A 15,910-nucleotide genomic window follows, 5' to 3' on the forward strand; every position below is an offset into this window, starting at 1 on the left:
TGACCTTTTGCTACATCCGATCACGGATTGTGACCGGATGGTGGTGGCCTTCGCAGGTGCAGCGCGATAGAGAGGCGCTCGAAACACGGGATTCCCCTATAATCCCGTGAGACGACCACGGCTCAGGAACGTGAATATGACCAAGTGGGTGTACGGTTTCGGTGGCGGCTCTGCCGACGGCGACGCTTCGATGAAGAACCTCCTCGGCGGCAAGGGTGCAAACCTCGCCGAGATGTCCTCGCTGGGACTGCCAGTCCCTCCGGGTTTCACCATCACCACGGAAGTCTGCACCTATTACTACGCCAATGGTGAGAGCTATCCGGCGGACCTCGAAGCACAGGTCAAGGAAGCCCTCGCCAAGGTTGAGGGCGTGGTCGGCAAGACCTTCGGTTCGGTCGAGAACCCGCTGCTGGTCTCGGTCCGCTCGGGCGCGCGTGCCTCGATGCCGGGCATGATGGACACCGTGCTGAACCTCGGCCTGAACGACGAAACCGTCGAAGGTCTGGCCAAGCTGTCGGGTGACCGCCGCTTTGCCTACGATTCCTACCGCCGCTTCATCACCATGTATTCCAATGTGGTGCTGGGCCTCGGCCACGACCACTTTGAAGAAGTGCTGGATCAGCACAAAGACCGTCTGGGCGTGTCGGTCGATACCGAACTGACCGCCGAGAACTGGGAAAAGGTCGTTGCCGACTATAAGGCACTGGTCGAGCGCGAGCTGGGCAAGGCCTTCCCGCAGGATCCGCACGCCCAACTGTGGGGCGCTGTTGGTGCCGTGTTCGAGTCGTGGATGAACGACCGCGCGAAATTCTATCGCCGCATGCACGACATTCCGGAAAGCTGGGGCACGGCTGTGAACGTCCAGTCGATGGTCTTCGGTAACATGGGCGAGACCTCGGCTACGGGCGTTGCCTTCACCCGCAACCCGTCGACCGGCGAGAACAAGCTGTACGGCGAGTTCCTGATCAACGCACAGGGCGAAGACGTGGTGGCCGGTATCCGCACGCCGCAATCGCTGACCAAGGCTGGCCGCGAAGAGATGGGCGAAACCGCCCCTTCGATGGAAGAAGCCATGCCGGTGGTCTTCGAACAGTTTGTCGACGTGGTGGGCCGTCTGGAAAGCCACTACCGCGACATGCAGGACATCGAGTTCACGGTCGAGCAGGGCCGCCTGTGGATGCTGCAAACCCGTAACGGCAAGCGTACCGCCAAGTCGGCGCTCAAGATCGCCGTTGAACTGGCCAACGAAGGCGTGATCTCGGCCGAGGAAGCCGTCTCGCGCGTCGAGCCTGCGGCACTGGACCAGCTTCTGCACCCGACCATTGACCCGAAGGCCGAGCGCAACGTCGTGGCCAAGGGCCTGCCGGCCTCGCCGGGCGCGGCCACGGGCAAGATCGTATTCGACGCCGACGAAGCCGAACGCGCCGCCCAGAACGGCGACGCCGTCATTCTGGTGCGCGAAGAAACCTCGCCGGAAGACATCCACGGCATGCACGCGGCACGCGGCATCGTCACCGCTCGCGGTGGCATGACCTCGCACGCGGCTGTCGTTGCACGCGGCATGGGCCGTCCGTGCGTCTCGGGTGCGGGCGAAATCCGCATCGACGACAAGTCGGGCACCTTCACCGTGCGTGGCCGCACCTTCAAGGCGGGCGAAGTCATCACCATCGACGGCGGCAAGGGCGAAGTCCTTGACGGTGCCGTGCCGATGATCGAGCCGGAACTGACGGGCGACTTCCAGACCCTCATGGCCTGGGCCGACGATGTCCGCCGCCTGAAGGTCCGCGCCAACGCCGAGACCCCGCTTGATGCCAAGACCGCACGCGGTTTCGGTGCCGAGGGCATTGGCCTGTGCCGCACCGAGCACATGTTCTTTGACGAGACCCGCATCGCCGCCGTGCGCGAGATGATCCTCGCTGACGACGAGGCAGGCCGCCGTGCCGCTCTGGCCAAGATCGCGCCGTTCCAGAAGTCTGACTTCGTGGAACTGTTCACCATCATGTCGGGCCTGCCGGTAACGGTTCGTCTGCTTGACCCGCCGCTGCACGAGTTCATCCCGCACACCGAGGCGGAGATGGATGCACTGGCCTCGACCCAAGGTCTGGACGCCGACAAGCTGAAGCGCCGCGCCAAGGAACTGCATGAAACCAACCCGATGCTGGGCCACCGTGGTTGCCGTCTGGGCGTTGCCTATCCTGAAATCTACGAGATGCAGGTCCGCGCCGTGCTAGAAGCCGCTCTGGAGGTCAAGAAGACCACCGGCGAGGCTCCGATCCCAGAGATCATGCACCCTCTGGTCGCGCTGGGCCTTGAGATGAAGTACCTGCGCGAACTGACCGACCGCACGGCCAAGGCCGTGTTCGAGGACAAGGGCGACAGCGTCGAATATCTGGTCGGCACCATGGTCGAGTTGCCGCGTGCAGCTCTGCGCGCTGCCGATCTGGCCGAGCACGCCGAGTTCTTCTCGTTCGGCACCAACGACCTGACCCAGACCACCTTCGGCATCAGCCGTGACGACTCCGGCCACTTCCTGCAGGCCTATCTGGATCGCGGCATCTTCGAAAACGATCCGTTCGTCCGCCTCGACCAGAACGGCGTGGGTGACCTGATCCGCATCGCCGAGGAACGCGGCCACAAACAGCGTCCGGGCATGAAGATGGGTATTTGTGGCGAACACGGCGGTGATCCGGCCTCGATCGCCTTCTGTGAAGAAGTCGGTCTGGACTATGTGTCCTGCTCGCCGTACCGCGTGCCGATCGCCCGGCTGGCGGCCGCGCAGGCAGCCCTTGTGGCCAAGTCCGGCATTGCCCGCGAGAAAGATCGCTAAATTCGGTCACAAGTATTAATAAGAAGGCGACCCGAGTGGTCGCCTTTTTTAATGCCAAAATCCGCCATTATTGGCCGAACGTCGTGTGTGTTTCTAAGTCCACACTGATGACTTCGATGTAACCAATGCGGGAACGGTAAATCCGGAGACCCGTTTTGTTATCCGAGCTGGGACGCAAGGCGTGTTCGCTTTGAGTTTAACTCCAGCAAGGAGAAGTTAATATGCGTAAGTTTGTTATCGCTGCTGGCGCTGTTGCTGCTGTTGCTTTTGGTGGTGCCGCCGTTGCTCAAACCTCACCGGCTGCATTCCAGCAAGGCCCGGTCTATTACGGTAACCTCGGCTATTCGCAACTCGATCAGTCCGATGGCGACCTCGGCGCGATCACGGGCCGCTTCGGTGCCAAGTTCAACCCGAACTTCGGTGTTGAGGGCGAAGTCTCGGTCGGCGTCAAAGACGACGATTTCCGCATCGGCACCGTCGATGGCTCGATCAAGCACGAGTACGATGCTGCCGCCTATGTCGTAGGTACCCTGCCGATTAACGACCAGTTCGAACTGTTCGCCCGCGGTGGTTACGGCACGACCAAGATCAAGGCAGAAGCCGGTGGTCTGTCGCGTGAAGCTGATGGCACCAGCTGGAACTACGGTGCCGGTGCCAACTTCTACTTCGACGCCGAGAATGGCGTCCGTGGTGACTGGACCCGTCGTGACTTCACCGACAGCGATGCTGGCGAAGTCGATGTGTACTCGCTGTCGTACGTCCGTCGTTTCTAAGACGGCAGACCTAAATATCAGCCCGCGTGGATCTGTCCGCGGGCTGATCCTTCCTCCCCCAATGACGGATCAGGGCAGGGCAGCGTGGGGACACGCGCCCGCCCACCATTAGGAGTAATATCATGCGTAAGATGATGATCATGGCAGCTGCTGCTGCCGCTATGATGGCAACCCCGGCTCTGGCTCAATCGGCCTGGAGCATGGACAACGCCCGTGGCTACGGCACGCTGGGCTACAGCTACCTTGAAGACAGCTACACCGGTGCTGTTCAGGGCCGTATGGGTGTCGAACTGAACCGCTATCTGGCTCTGGAGTCGGAAGTCGGTATCGGCGTCAAGGACAAGGACTTCCAGATCGCCGGCGTTGACGGCACGCTGGAGCACGAGTGGGACGCTGCCGGCTACGTCGTTGGCAAGGTTCCGGTCGGCGAAAACTTCGAAGTCTTCGCTCGCGGTGGCTACGGCCACACTGAAATGAAGCGCACCATCGCCGGTCAAACGACCGACGAGGGTGGTGATCACTGGTCGTACGGTGCAGGCGCAGAGTTCAAGATGAACGCTGACAACGGTATTCGTGCTGACTGGACCCGTCGCGAGTACAAGGGCGACCGTGACAGCGCCGACGCTTACAGCGTCTCGTACGTCCGTCGCTTCTAAGATCGTCTAACGGTCTAGAAATGCGAAAGGCCCGCCTTGGGAAAAGGCGGGCCTTTTTGCATGTTGGTACTGGGAAGGGATCAGGCGGTGTGCAGGACTTCCGGTGCAATCGCCCAGCGCAGCGAGCCTTCGCCGAACGGACGGATGAAGAAGTCGCGATAGCGTTCGAACACTTCGATGATCTTGGACTTGAGGTCCTGAGTAACGGATTCACCGCGCTGACGCTTCATGGCCGCAACACAGTTGATGACCATGTCCTGATGGGCGGAACCGCCCATGCGGTGAAGCACCGTGGCAATGTCGTGTGCCAGCGGATCATTCAGTTTTTCCGCCCAAGGCGAAATGTTTTTCTCAGTCGAAGTCATTACCGGATCTCAACCCCGATAAATTTCCAGTCCCATAGGGATTGCAAAAAAAACCGAACAGTGCAAGCGCTGCCTAATGCCTAATGCCTAATGCCTAATGCCTTAGGCTTAGGCGGTGCGTTTATTCTCGCTTTTCAACAACTACGGTACCAGCCGAATAGCCAGCGCCAAAGCTGCAGATCAGGCCCTTATCCCCAACTTCGAAACCATCGTTGTGCAGATGGAACGCAATTATTGACCCTGCGGAAGAGGTGTTTGCGTACTCGTCGAGGATGATCACATTCTCTTCGGCGGTGGGTTCACGGCCCAGCACGCGCTTACCGATCAGGTGATTCATGTTGATGTTGGCCTGGTGCAGCCACAGGCGCTTCAGGCTGTGGGGATCGATGCCGAGAGCATTGGCTTGCTCGACAATCATCTCCGAGACCATGGGCACCACTTCCTTGAACACCTTGCGGCCCTGCTGGACGAACAGCTTGTCGGTCAGGCCGTCGGACGGGATCGGCTCGGCAGTATCGGTCGGCAGGTGGGTACGGTTCAGGAAGCCGAAATTGTTGCGTATGGCATTCGAGAACTGAGTCTGCAGGCTGGTGCCCAGAATGTTCCAGCCGCCCGGACCGGCGTTGGCTTCGTTCTCGATGATGACGGCGGTGGCCACGTCACCAAAGATGAAGTGGCTGTCGCGATCCTTGAAGTTCAGGTGGGCCGAGCAGACCTCGGGGTTCACCATCAGGATGGCCTTGTCGCTGTTGGCGACGAGGTCAGCCGCGGTCTTGATGCCAAAGGTGGCCGAGGAGCATGCCACGTTCATATCAAAGGCAAAGCCCTCGATGCCCAGCGCCTGCTGCACTTCGATGGCCATCGCCGGATAGGCGCGCTGCATGTTGGAAGCGGCGCAGATGACGGCACCGATCTCGCTGACGGGCTTGCCCCACTTGGCAATAGCATCTTCAGCGGCGCGAACGGCCATTTCGGCGAGGATGGAGATTTCGTCGTTGCTGCGGGCCGGAATGCGCGGGGCCATGCGCGACGGGTCAAGGATGCCTTCCTTGTCCATCACGAAGCGGCTCTTGATGCCCGAAGCTTTTTCGATGAAGGCGCTGGAAGAGTGCGATTTCGGCTCGATCTCACCGGCGTCGATAGCGGCGGCATTGGCCGCGTTCCACTGATCGACCCAGGTGTTGTAGGCCGCGACCAGCTCGTCGTTCGAGATCGACTGTTCGGGGGTGTAGAGGCCGGTGGCGGCGATGACGGCTTTATGCACTTTGTATCTTCCTCGCGCTCGCTGGCGCGGTTCGCGTGGGGCCGGATGACCTTATCCCAGTCATGTCGGGTGTTTGCGGCGAACTTCTGACCGTCAGGCGAGCAGGCGTTTCTAAATGTTTGAGTCTATCAATAAGACGGCGGAGGGCTGCGGTCGAGACTTGCTTTGATACCGCGCCACCAACGTCGGATACGGCCACGCGGCGGAGCGGGCAGGGGCGTATCGCGGGCGGCGATCAGGATGTTCACCAGATCTTCTGCCTCGCACGGCCAGCCATCGGGCGTGACATAGACCGGATAGTCGATCAGGGCGGCGTGCATCAGTTCATCCAGCGTGATCTGACGACCGCGCCGCTCGAACGTCATGCGGTCCTCGGTCAGTCCCCATCCGGCATAGAAGGGGCGGCCATAGACGCTGACGGCCTTGCCGCGCATCAGGGCCTCGAAACCGGACAGAGACGTCAGGGTCGCCAAGCGATCACAGGCGTTCAGCAGGTCGATGATGTCCATATCATCGGCCACAGCATCGACCTCGGCCATCGCATGGGCGTCCAGCAGACCGGGGCGGTTGCCCGACGTCACATCCGGATGGTTGCGATAGATCAGGAAGTGGTCGGGATAGTCCGCACGCGCCGCCTCGACCAGGCCGGAGTTGGTGCGGATATCGCCGCAGCCGGTCAGGATGGACTTGTCGTTCTCGACCTGCCCGACGACCAGCAGGATCGGTTTGTCCCCCGGCCAGTGGTCGGGAAGGGCGCTGCCTTTGATATTGTACTTCGACAGGCCCGCACCGACGACTTTTTCGCGTAGGCAGCGGGCGCGCTCCAACTGGCGCGGGGTCAGTTGATTGGTGGCGATGAAGGTTTCCAGACGGCTGCGGCTGCGCGGGTCGTAATAGACGCCCTGGTCATCCAGAGCGACCGACAGTGCCCCGAAGAAGTCCGATCCCAGCCCCCGCGAGCGGATGAAGCCGTCCTCCATACACACGGTCGGTCCGTCATAGGCGTCTGCGGCGGCGCGGATGATCGGGTTCTCCTTGCCGGCCCACCAGATCAGCTTGCCGTTATTGGCGCGGGCATCGGCGAGGGCCGAACTGGAGCGCCAGAAATAGCGGACGGTGCCCTTGGGGCTGTTTAGCAGGCGTCGCACCGGCGGGCGTTTGGCGGGTGCAAAGCCGACGGCGGACCAGTGGCCCGACAGGCGGTCTGCACGGTCGCGAAGGCTGATCAGACGTTCCAGCGCAGCCTCGGCCTCGCACGGCTGGCCCGTCACCGGATCGACATAGCGGGTGTAGCGGATCACGGCTGCGGCCACGACTTGCTCGACGGTACGCGGCTGGCCACGGCGGCCTGTAAGTACCTTGTCCTGTGTCAGGCCCCAGCCGGAATAGAAGGGCGCACCGAAACATGTGACGCGCTTACCGCGCAACAGGGCTTCGAACCCCAGCGCCGAGGTCACGACGTAAACGGCATCAACGGCGTCGAGCAGTTCAGCGGGGCGCACATCGGTGTCGATTAGCGTCGTACCTGACAGCTTGTCGGCGGGGATGCAGCCCTGTTTGCGGCCCGCAGCTACAGCAGGATGGCGCTTGACGATGATCTGCGCGTCCGGATTTTCCGCACGTGCAGCGTCCAGCATCTCGGCGAAGCGCGCTTCGCTGGCGAGGCCATAGGCGATGGAGGCATCACCATAGGTCTGGTCCACCACCAGCACGCGGGGGCGATTTTCCAGCACGAATACGTCCAGCGGCTCGCCCATATTGGTTTTGGAGATACGGCTCTCGACCATGCGATCGGCCAAGGCCCGGGCGCGGGCAGCCATGGTTCCGTCGCACCACTGGGGCGCGGTCTCGATCAGGGCTTCCAGACGGCTGGGGCGGGTGGCATCGTAATAGATGCCGAGATCATCGACGACGACGCTGAGGCTGGTGGCACCGCTCTCGCCCAGACCGACGGAACGCAGAAAGCCGTCTTCCAGGGCGACATAAGGCTTGTTGTTCTTGACCGCCCATTTGCGCCCGACGTTGGCGGACGGCTTCATCCCCCAGCCGATCACTACATCCACATCGGCGGACGGCAGTTTGCGGATCTCATAGTCGGCAAGGAAGGTTGCCAGATGCGGCACCTTCAACACCCCCGGCGCACAGACCCATGCCGTCTGGCGGCGCGTTGTGGATGCGGGGGCGTTTTCGATCATGGGTTATGTCTAGGCGGGGCTAGGGGCGTGCGCCAGATGGTGCCAGCGGCGACCTGTGGGCAATCAGAGGTCAGCGAGCAGTTGCCGGGCCTGTTCCAGATGCAGACGCTCGACCATCTCGCCCTCGACGCGGATGACGCCCAGCCCTTCGGCCTCTGGCGCGGTAAAGGCGGAGACCACCTTCTGCGCCCATTCCACCTCCGCGGGCGAGGGACCAAAGGCGGCATTGGCGGGCGCGATCTGGGACGGGTGGATCAGGCTCTTTCCGTCAAAGCCATATAGCCGACCTTGCGCGGCCTCGGCGGCAAATCCGTCCTCATCCTTGATGCGGTTGAAGACGCCGTCGATAGCGACCAGATTGTTAGCGCGTGCATGCGCGACAACAGAGGCCAGCCATGGCTTGAATGGTTCACGATCGGGGCTCGAGCCCGTCTTCAGCTCTTTCGCCAGATCGTTGACGCCCAGCATCAGACCCGACAGCACACCACCCGCCGAGGCAATGTCCTTCAGGTCGATCAGGGCTGCGGGCGTCTCGATCATGGCCCACAGGCGTTGGTCGAGGCGCAGGATGTCGCTGATGGCCTTAATCTGCTGCTCGTTCTCGATCTTGGGTGCGACGACCAGATCGACGGGTGCATCTTTCAGGGCCTGAAGATCGCCCTCGGCCCATTCCGTATCCAGTGCATTGATGCGCACGGCCAGTTTCGGCTTGAAGCCACCCGCCTTGGCGGCCTCGACGGCGGCGCTGCGCGCCTCGATCTTGGCTTCGGGGGCGACAGCATCCTCAAGGTCCAGCACGGCGACGTCGCAATCCAACGTGCGCGCCTTTTCAATGGCGCGGGCATTGCTGGCAGGCAGGTAGAGGACGCTGCGGACTTTCATCGACGACTCGCTGGAAAAATCAGGTTCGCCCGACAATAGCGAGCGCTATTCCCAAAGTCTCGCCGCGCCGCGCACGCCGGAGCTGTCGCCCCAGCGGGCGGGCACGACGGCGGCGTTCCAGATGTCCGAAAAGACGCGGGCAGCGATGGCTTTGTCCAAGCCTTCGTAAAGCTCGGGGATGTTCGACAACCCACCGCCCAGCACGATGATTTCGGGATCGACCAGATTGACTACACTGGCCAATGCGCGGGCCACGCGGTCGCGTAGCAGGTTCACCTGTTCAATGGCTTGGGCATCGCCTGCGCGCATGGCCTCGACAATCTGTTCGCAGGTCCAGTCGCGGCCTGTCGCGGTATGGTGGGCGCGGGCGAAGCCGCTGCCGGAAATCCACGTCTCCAGACAGTTCGATTGCCCACACCAGCATGCGGGGCCGGGCACTTCATCAATGGTCGCCCATGGCAGGGGATTGTGACCCATTTCGGCGGCAACGCCGTGACGACCCTCAACCAGTTGCCCGTCGATCACCAGACCAGCACCGCATCCCGTTCCGAGTATAACAGCATAGACAGAAGCGTGGCCTTCGCCCGCGCCGTCCACCGCTTCAGAAAGGGCAAGACAGTTGGCATCATTGGCCAGTCGGACCGGTCGCCCTAGATCCTGTTGCAAGTCAGCCTGAAACGGGCGGCCATTCAGATACTGGCTGTTGGCGTTACGGATCAGGCCCGTCAGCGGCGAGGGCGAACCGGGGATTGCGATTCCGATAGCCCTTGTCGCGCCGACGCTCCCTTCAACCTCGGCGACCAATTCTGAAACGACAGCCAGCGCGCTATCATAACTGCCGGGGTTGGGGCGTCGGACGCGGGCGGCAAAACCACCTGCATCATCTATGGCTGCCGCCTCGATCTTGGTGCCGCCGAAATCAACCCCGATACGCATACAATCATTTCCCCGAGCATAGTTTAGGCCCAGGGATTGGACAATTCTCCGACCATCAAGTCCAGCGCGTCCGTCTCGACAAAAGACTGCTTCAACGAGTGAATCAGTGCCTCGCGGTGTTTGATCCGGTGCTGGGTTGTCAGGGTGCTGCCGCGCGGGGTCATGACGATAACCAGTTCTTCGCCAAAATGCTCGCGGGACTGGGCCTTCAAGAGGGCGGAGGCGGGAGACCCTGTGTCGGTGGCCTTGGCCGTAGCTTCCGGCTCGATCCCGAACTCGGACGTAAAGACCGACAACAGATCGAAGCCTGTCACCTCTGCCAGCGCGGCCGCTGAGCCGGGCGAGAACATGTGGATGTGCTCGGGATAATTGAACCACACATACCGAGTGTAGCCGTAGACCAATGCGAACAAGGCAGCCGAGTTCGGCAGGAACGAAATGATAATACCGTTCGGGTCCAGACGCTCGCGCAGGTCACGCAGGAAGGCGAACGGATCGGTGAAGTGCTCAAGAGCGTGGTAGGAATAGATGGCCTTCGGCTTCTCAGGCAGACCATCGAGATAGTCTAGGGCGCTCTGGGCGAAGATTTTGTCGTTCCCGTTCGCGCGGCCCTTTTCGACAGCTTCGCGGTTCAGCTCTGTACCGCTTGCGTCATAACCCTTTTGGTTCAGTGCATGGACTGTGCCGCCAAAGGCGCAGCCGAACTCGTGGACACTGGCTCCGCGCTCAATCCCGTATGTATTGAGGATATCGATAACGCGGCTGGACCGGACCTCTGTTTTCCAGGGCGCATAGTCGGTTTCGACATTGTACCAGAATGCCGAGGCCTGCGGGTATTCGTGATTGTAGAACTGATCAAGGTCTTCGGCGCTGGGCACTTCGAACCTGACGTAGCCGCAGCACGAGCACCGTTTGGCGGGATGGAATACGCCATTGTAGGAGCGGCCCGCAGGATGATTGTCTTCAATCAGGGGGATGAACAGTGATTGATCTTTAATCGCGCAGGTTATGAGTTCCCATTAAGCCCAAGCTTTGAATCAAGCTGGACCGTAATGGGCCTGTTTACATCGATCAAACTTAATAATCCGACGTTCGACGAATTATGTTAGTTATGTCGTGTGTGCTGAGGACGAGAACTCAGGTGCCCGCGAAAACCTTGGCCATCAGGCGCTCAAGCCATTCCCGGTCAGTGGCATCAAATGCGGCTTTCTCGGTTGCGTCGACATCCAGCACAGCAATCAACTTATTTTCGGCATCGAAAACAGGCACCACTATTTCGCTCTGTGAACGGCTGTCGCAGGCGATGTGGCCTTCAAAGGCGTGGACGTCCTCGACCAGTTGGGTCTTGCCCTGTAGCGCCGCTGCGCCGCAAACGCCGCGCGTAAACGGGATACGAAGACAACCCAGCGTGCCCTGATACGGGCCGACGACCAGTTCATCGTCCTTCAAAGGATCGACTACATAGAAGCCCGTCCAGAAGAAGGCTCCAAACGCGTCCGAAAGCATAGACGATACGGTCGCCATCTTGGCTGTCAGGTTAGCTTCGCCATCCAGTACGGCGAGGATTTCGGCCTCGACTTCGGCATAGCGTTCGGCCTTGTCGGCGGGGCGATCATCACGGGCAATATAGGACATTGGGCATTTCTAGTCGGTTGAGGTCCCAACATAGGCAGTGGGGACATCAAGCGAAACCGCACGGCTGCGCTTTTGATCGAAGAGAGTGGCGCGTGACTATCAATGAAAAGGCCCGACTGTCGTTAGACGGTCGGGCCTTTGGGTATTGGTTGAGGGGCCTTAGCCCAGCTTGCTCTCGATGCGGTGCAGGCTGTCGCGGATATCCAACAACAGCGTCAGGGCGCTGTCATTGTTCGGTATAGGCTGGGGCCGCTCTTGGGCAGCCAGAGTATCACGGCGCTCAAGGATGAGGTCGCGGACCTGTCGGGCGTTTTCCACGCCAATAAGGTCGGCTTCCGACTTGCCGGTGGTGGCGTTGCGTTGCCCCGCCGTTTCGATACGCAGGCCCAGCAGGCCGAATTTCGCCAGCAGCGGCCCTTCGCGGATCGAAATGTCCTGGATCTTGTCCAGCGGAATGGTCAGCTCTTGTTTGAAGAAGACCCCCTTGGCAATCACGATACTACGGTCGGTGACATAGAGCCGCAGGCCGCGATAGTATCGCTTGGCCCACCACACACCGACCAGTGCCCAGATCGGCAACAGGACGATGCCGATAATGGTGATGGCCAGCGACAAGGCACCGTAGAAAAAGAAATAGACCTTCAGCTTGTGGCTGAAGTGGGCTCTGGTGGCGTTTGCCGGAACTGTGGTCAAAATTCCCCTCCGAAAATCCCGATGAAGGGAACATATCCAACCGGGTGCCGCAACTGACCATTGGGCTCAGTCGTCCATCGCCCGTATTCCGGCCTTCTCCAGTTCGATCAGGTGGGCCTGCATCGCGGCCACTTGGTCTTGCGGATGGCCGCTCCATCCCACGACTTCACCGATGACCCGCAGGCCCTCTCGTGATCGGAAGGACTGACTGGGGTTGCCGGGAAATTTCTGGTCGGTTAGGTTCGGATCGTTCTCCCATTCGCCGGTGGGCTCTACGACATAGATGCGGGCGGGCAGATCGCCTTGCGCCAGTTCCGCGCCCCAGATTGCCGCGTCCAGTGTCGCGGTAAAATAGATCCAGCCTGCATGGTGACGGTCGCCGTAGTTGGATTGCTGTCCCGCAACCATAAGATCACCGGCCTTCAGACCGGCCCGTGTCCCATGAAAGAAGGCCTGTTTGAAAGGTGTCGCAGCTGCGTCGGTCATGGTTGATCCTCCCCGTTAATACCCTCAGTCAGTCAAAAAATTGGGGTTTTGAACAGTTCTTGAAACACTCGCATTCATACCCATTTCCATGCAGAGGCAGCGAGCAGCCCTACGCACCACGTGTTTTGCCGCGTCTCTCTCCCACTTTGATGATCTGTAACGTCGTTATATAAGTTGCCTGCTGGCTCGAATGCGGACCTCGCGAGTGAGCCTCGGGATACGAACTGATGTCACTGATTTCAGGCAGACGTCGCAAAGCATCGTGGGCAGCATTGGTCGCCGTCGCGCTCGGCTGCACCTTCCAGTCGGCCCAGGCCTCTATCCCCCCGACCTATAACATCCTGATCGTAGGCGCTTCTGCCGAAGCGCGGGCACGTAGTGCAGCCCTCAGTGCCTTCATGGTCAGTCACGAAGCGTATTTTGACCGGCCGCTGGAACTCTCGCGCTCGTCACTACAGTCCTGTGTGGAAGCTGGCCCCTATGCGTCGTGCGTCGCAGAACGACTGGATAAGGATGCCCCAAATGCGGGGGCACCTGTTGTCATCTGGGTCGAGGAACAGGGCGCGAAACTGGTCTGGAACTGTGTGGGACGCGCAGGAGAAGCGACTGCAAAGATTGCGGTCGATATTGATCCGGCTATCGCCTTGTTCGGCGATAGAGAAAGCCAGTCACGCGAACTGCGAAAGGCAGTATCCTGTATAAAGGATGCGGCTATCACGCCCTAGTCGATGATGCGGGCCGTCAGGTGTCCTCGATCGATCCAACGCGGGACATTAGGAACGTCTAACGCCCGCGGCGCATTACTCTTGAAAAGGAGCATGTCATGTCCGCTACCGGCAAAGATTCAAGGGATGCCGATTCGCACGTACCGGGTAAGGTCGATCATTCGACCGGAGACGCAAAAGACGTTCTGGTGGATGGCAACAACCAACCCACCAAGATCGGGACCAACACGCTTGTGAACGGAGAACCCGGCGATCAAACGCGCGGTGTTGGTCAGGTAAACATTAGCGCAAAGCCGGTAGCGATTCCGGGTGAAAACTATTCCCCGCCCGAACCGGACGATGACGCCACCCAGATCAAGAAGATCGAAGAGGCGGCCGGTACCGAGCCTTCTCCTGCGGGAGTTGCCGAACCTGACACGGCGCGTGAATATGAAAGCCCTCCTTTCAAGCGCCCTGATTGATGGCACCGAGGCTCAAGGTTTTCGAATGGTCTGACGGCCTGCAGGTTTACACCGTCGCGACCACTTCGCGACCGAAGGCTCTCAAAGCGTGGGGAACGCGGCAAGATTTGTTCGCCAGCGGACACGCACGCGAAGTGCCTGATAGTCCCGTTTCGGAAATCGCGAAGGCCAAGCCGGACGAGATCGTCGAGCGGTCACTGGGAATAGAAGTTCCTGATCCGGTGGTCTGGCTAAAGGATCCGCCGGCTGAAAGATCGCCTGAGCCTGAGCCTGAGCCTGAGCCTGAGCCTGAGCCGGAGCCAAGGCCAAAGCCAAAGCCGAAGCCGAAGCCTAACGTCCCGTCGGCAAAGGCTTTGCAGAAGCTCGCCGATGCGCAAGACGCGCTTACGGCGCTTGATCAATCCCACGACGAACTATTGTCGGAGATCACACGCAAACAGGCCGAGCTCGAGCGCAAGCTGACGCAGGCCCAGCGCCAGCACGATGCGCGTCGCAAAGCCCTGCTGGCCCGCATAAAGTCGGCGAAAATAGCTTTCGAAAAATAAGGCGGTGCACGCTTTTGGTCACTCGGGCGCGCTTTCGAACCTTCGCCAGCGCGAGGCCTTATCCTTGGGTAGCAATCGAAAGGGAGACATCATGACTGACGCAGTCAACAACCCGAACGCTGGCCAATCTGAAGACCCGCAAAACCTCCACAGCTTGCAAGAGCAGGCGCGCGAGGAGACCTCGAAAGCCGGGGTAAGGGGGGATACGCCTCAACCGGATGAAAACCCCGATCAACGCGAGAACTTCAAACCGGGAGCTCCCGGTGTGCCTCCCGTCGGAAATCCGGACTGAATGGAAGCCCCGCCCTCACCGGCGGGGTTTTCACTTATGGGCCAAGCCTCGTGGGCGCTAAAGCGCGCGCGGCAAGTTCGATAAAGAGGAGGGATGGTAGGCGTGGAGGGACTCGAACCCCCAACCAGACCGTTATGAGCGGTCGGCTCTAACCATTGAGCTACACGCCCCCGAAACGTGCTTTCGCAGGGATGGTGTGCCTAGCAGTAGTCGCGGCACCTGAGAAGAGGGATCGAGGCGTAAAGGAGGTCTGTCAGTGAACGAAGGCTGACAATCCCGCGTTCATATGTGTTCATGATGTGCTGTCCATAAGGACTGCACTGGCATCAAGCCTTCATATCCAGTGGAGATACCCTCGGATGACCCGCCTTTCGCGTGCCCTGATGTTCGGTTCGGCCATGATGGTCATGGCTGCGCCCATTGCAGCCCTGCCTGTCGCCGCCCAAGCTCAATCTGTTACAGGAGCGCCTTCCGTGTCCGACCTGCCTTCACTCAATCTGTCGGCCACCGGTGAGGTCAAGATCGCGCCGGACATGGCGACGGTCTCGTTCGGTGTCATGACCGAGGCGGCAACCGCGCAAGAAGCCATGTCCGCCAACGCTACGAAGATGAATCAGGTCATCACGGCCTTGCGCCGCGCAGGCCTCGAGCAACGCGACGTCCAGACCTCGGGTCTGAACCTCTCTGCACAGTACGACTATCAGGAAAACCAGCCGCCACGCCTGCGCGGCTATCAGGCATCGAACCGCGTGACGGTACGGGTGTCTGATCTGACCAAGGTCGGCAATACGGTCGATGCGGTAGTCGCTGCCGGCGTGAACCAGATCGACGGCGTCGAGTTCGGACTGCGCGATCCGAGCGCAGCCGAGGATCAGGCCCGCCAACTGGCTGTGCGTGCGCTGCAGGCGAAGGCGGCGCTGTATGCTCAGGCCCTCGGCAAGCCCCTGGGCGAGATCCGTAGCCTGACCGAAAGCGGCGGCTATGTGCCGCAACCCCGTCCGGTGATGTACGCACGCGCGGCGTCGGCGGATATGGGCGGCTCGACGCCCATCGAAGGCGGCGAACTGTCGGTCAAGATCGACATCACCGGCGTCTACAGCCTGTCCCGCTAGGCCAGTATTAAGAATAAGTAACGTCGGTGCCTTTTGCGGGGCCGAGGCGAGGGCTTATGTGTT

Annotated in this window: 17 protein-coding genes and 1 tRNA gene; 8 read left to right on the forward strand and 10 right to left on the reverse strand. The window is 60.6% G+C overall.

Annotated features, from left to right (window positions below; translation table 11 throughout):
- Positions 1 to 136: 136 nt before the first annotated feature.
- The 3 genes from ppdK to LOX95_RS07295 all read left to right on the forward strand — a co-directional run bounded on the left by ppdK (position 137) and on the right by LOX95_RS07295 (position 4,256).
- The gene (gene ppdK / locus LOX95_RS07285) at positions 137 to 2,827 is read left to right on the forward strand and encodes a pyruvate, phosphate dikinase (protein WP_242913812.1); all 2,691 of its coding nucleotides are present in this window, start codon (positions 137 to 139) and stop codon (positions 2,825 to 2,827) included.
- A gap of 221 nt (positions 2,828 to 3,048) precedes the next feature.
- Complete coding sequence (locus LOX95_RS07290) at positions 3,049 to 3,600, forward strand: porin family protein (RefSeq protein ID WP_242913813.1); 552 nt, start codon at positions 3,049 to 3,051, stop codon at positions 3,598 to 3,600.
- A 122-nt stretch (positions 3,601 to 3,722) separates the two neighbouring features.
- On the forward strand, positions 3,723 to 4,256 hold the full coding sequence (locus LOX95_RS07295; RefSeq protein WP_242913814.1) for a porin family protein: 534 nt from the start codon (positions 3,723 to 3,725) through the stop codon (positions 4,254 to 4,256).
- A gap of 80 nt (positions 4,257 to 4,336) precedes the next feature.
- On the opposite strand, the gene LOX95_RS07300 is transcribed toward LOX95_RS07295, so the two are convergent.
- From LOX95_RS07300 to arr, 9 genes are all read right to left on the reverse strand, one after another.
- Positions 4,337 to 4,621 (reverse strand): hypothetical protein, encoded by a 285-nt coding sequence (locus tag LOX95_RS07300; protein WP_242913815.1) that lies wholly within the window; start codon positions 4,619 to 4,621, stop codon positions 4,337 to 4,339.
- Positions 4,622 to 4,742: 121 nt separating this feature from the next.
- Positions 4,743 to 5,885 carry a beta-ketoacyl-ACP synthase III gene (locus LOX95_RS07305; protein WP_242913816.1) on the reverse strand — a complete coding sequence of 381 codons (1,143 nt, stop codon included), beginning with the start codon at positions 5,883 to 5,885 and terminating at the stop codon, positions 4,743 to 4,745.
- Positions 5,886 to 6,013: 128 nt separating this feature from the next.
- Positions 6,014 to 8,080: a capsular polysaccharide biosynthesis protein gene (locus LOX95_RS07310; RefSeq protein WP_242913817.1), complete on the reverse strand. Its 2,067-nt coding sequence runs from the start codon at positions 8,078 to 8,080 to the stop codon at positions 6,014 to 6,016.
- Positions 8,081 to 8,143: 63 nt separating this feature from the next.
- The gene (locus tag LOX95_RS07315) at positions 8,144 to 8,962 is read right to left on the reverse strand and encodes an HpcH/HpaI aldolase/citrate lyase family protein (protein WP_242913818.1); all 819 of its coding nucleotides are present in this window, start codon (positions 8,960 to 8,962) and stop codon (positions 8,144 to 8,146) included.
- 45 nt (positions 8,963 to 9,007) lie between these two features.
- Positions 9,008 to 9,898: an ROK family protein gene (locus tag LOX95_RS07320; protein ID WP_242913819.1), complete on the reverse strand. Its 891-nt coding sequence runs from the start codon at positions 9,896 to 9,898 to the stop codon at positions 9,008 to 9,010.
- Positions 9,899 to 9,921: 23 nt separating this feature from the next.
- On the reverse strand, positions 9,922 to 10,776 hold the full coding sequence (locus LOX95_RS07325; RefSeq protein WP_242913820.1) for a class I SAM-dependent methyltransferase: 855 nt from the start codon (positions 10,774 to 10,776) through the stop codon (positions 9,922 to 9,924).
- 259 nt (positions 10,777 to 11,035) lie between these two features.
- On the reverse strand, positions 11,036 to 11,533 hold the full coding sequence (locus LOX95_RS07330) for a GAF domain-containing protein (protein WP_242913821.1): 498 nt from the start codon (positions 11,531 to 11,533) through the stop codon (positions 11,036 to 11,038).
- 159 nt (positions 11,534 to 11,692) lie between these two features.
- Complete coding sequence (locus tag LOX95_RS07335) at positions 11,693 to 12,226, reverse strand: PH domain-containing protein (protein WP_242913822.1); 534 nt, start codon at positions 12,224 to 12,226, stop codon at positions 11,693 to 11,695.
- Positions 12,227 to 12,292: 66 nt separating this feature from the next.
- Complete coding sequence (arr, locus tag LOX95_RS07340) at positions 12,293 to 12,712, reverse strand: NAD(+)--rifampin ADP-ribosyltransferase (protein ID WP_242913823.1); 420 nt, start codon at positions 12,710 to 12,712, stop codon at positions 12,293 to 12,295.
- Positions 12,713 to 12,939: 227 nt separating this feature from the next.
- Between arr and LOX95_RS07345 the strand changes: the two genes are divergently transcribed.
- The 4 genes from LOX95_RS07345 (at position 12,940) to LOX95_RS07360 (ending at position 14,735) form a co-directional block, all read left to right on the forward strand.
- Positions 12,940 to 13,437 (forward strand): hypothetical protein, encoded by a 498-nt coding sequence (locus LOX95_RS07345; RefSeq protein WP_242913824.1) that lies wholly within the window; start codon positions 12,940 to 12,942, stop codon positions 13,435 to 13,437.
- A gap of 98 nt (positions 13,438 to 13,535) precedes the next feature.
- Positions 13,536 to 13,898: a hypothetical protein gene (locus tag LOX95_RS07350; protein WP_242913825.1), complete on the forward strand. Its 363-nt coding sequence runs from the start codon at positions 13,536 to 13,538 to the stop codon at positions 13,896 to 13,898.
- A 134-nt stretch (positions 13,899 to 14,032) separates the two neighbouring features.
- Complete coding sequence (locus tag LOX95_RS07355; RefSeq protein ID WP_242913826.1) at positions 14,033 to 14,443, forward strand: hypothetical protein; 411 nt, start codon at positions 14,033 to 14,035, stop codon at positions 14,441 to 14,443.
- Between the two features lie 91 nt (positions 14,444 to 14,534).
- Positions 14,535 to 14,735: a hypothetical protein gene (locus LOX95_RS07360; protein ID WP_242913827.1), complete on the forward strand. Its 201-nt coding sequence runs from the start codon at positions 14,535 to 14,537 to the stop codon at positions 14,733 to 14,735.
- A gap of 94 nt (positions 14,736 to 14,829) precedes the next feature.
- On the opposite strand, the gene LOX95_RS07365 is transcribed toward LOX95_RS07360, so the two are convergent.
- Positions 14,830 to 14,905, reverse strand: a tRNA-Ile gene (locus tag LOX95_RS07365).
- A 189-nt stretch (positions 14,906 to 15,094) separates the two neighbouring features.
- Between LOX95_RS07365 and LOX95_RS07370 the strand changes: the two genes are divergently transcribed.
- Positions 15,095 to 15,847, forward strand: coding sequence for an SIMPL domain-containing protein (locus LOX95_RS07370; RefSeq protein ID WP_242913828.1), 753 nt, complete (start codon positions 15,095 to 15,097; stop codon positions 15,845 to 15,847).
- The last annotated feature ends 63 nt before the right edge of the window (positions 15,848 to 15,910 follow it).

The organism is Brevundimonas pishanensis, assembly GCF_022750635.1.
Taxonomy (GTDB): Bacteria; Pseudomonadota; Alphaproteobacteria; order Caulobacterales; family Caulobacteraceae; genus Brevundimonas; species Brevundimonas pishanensis.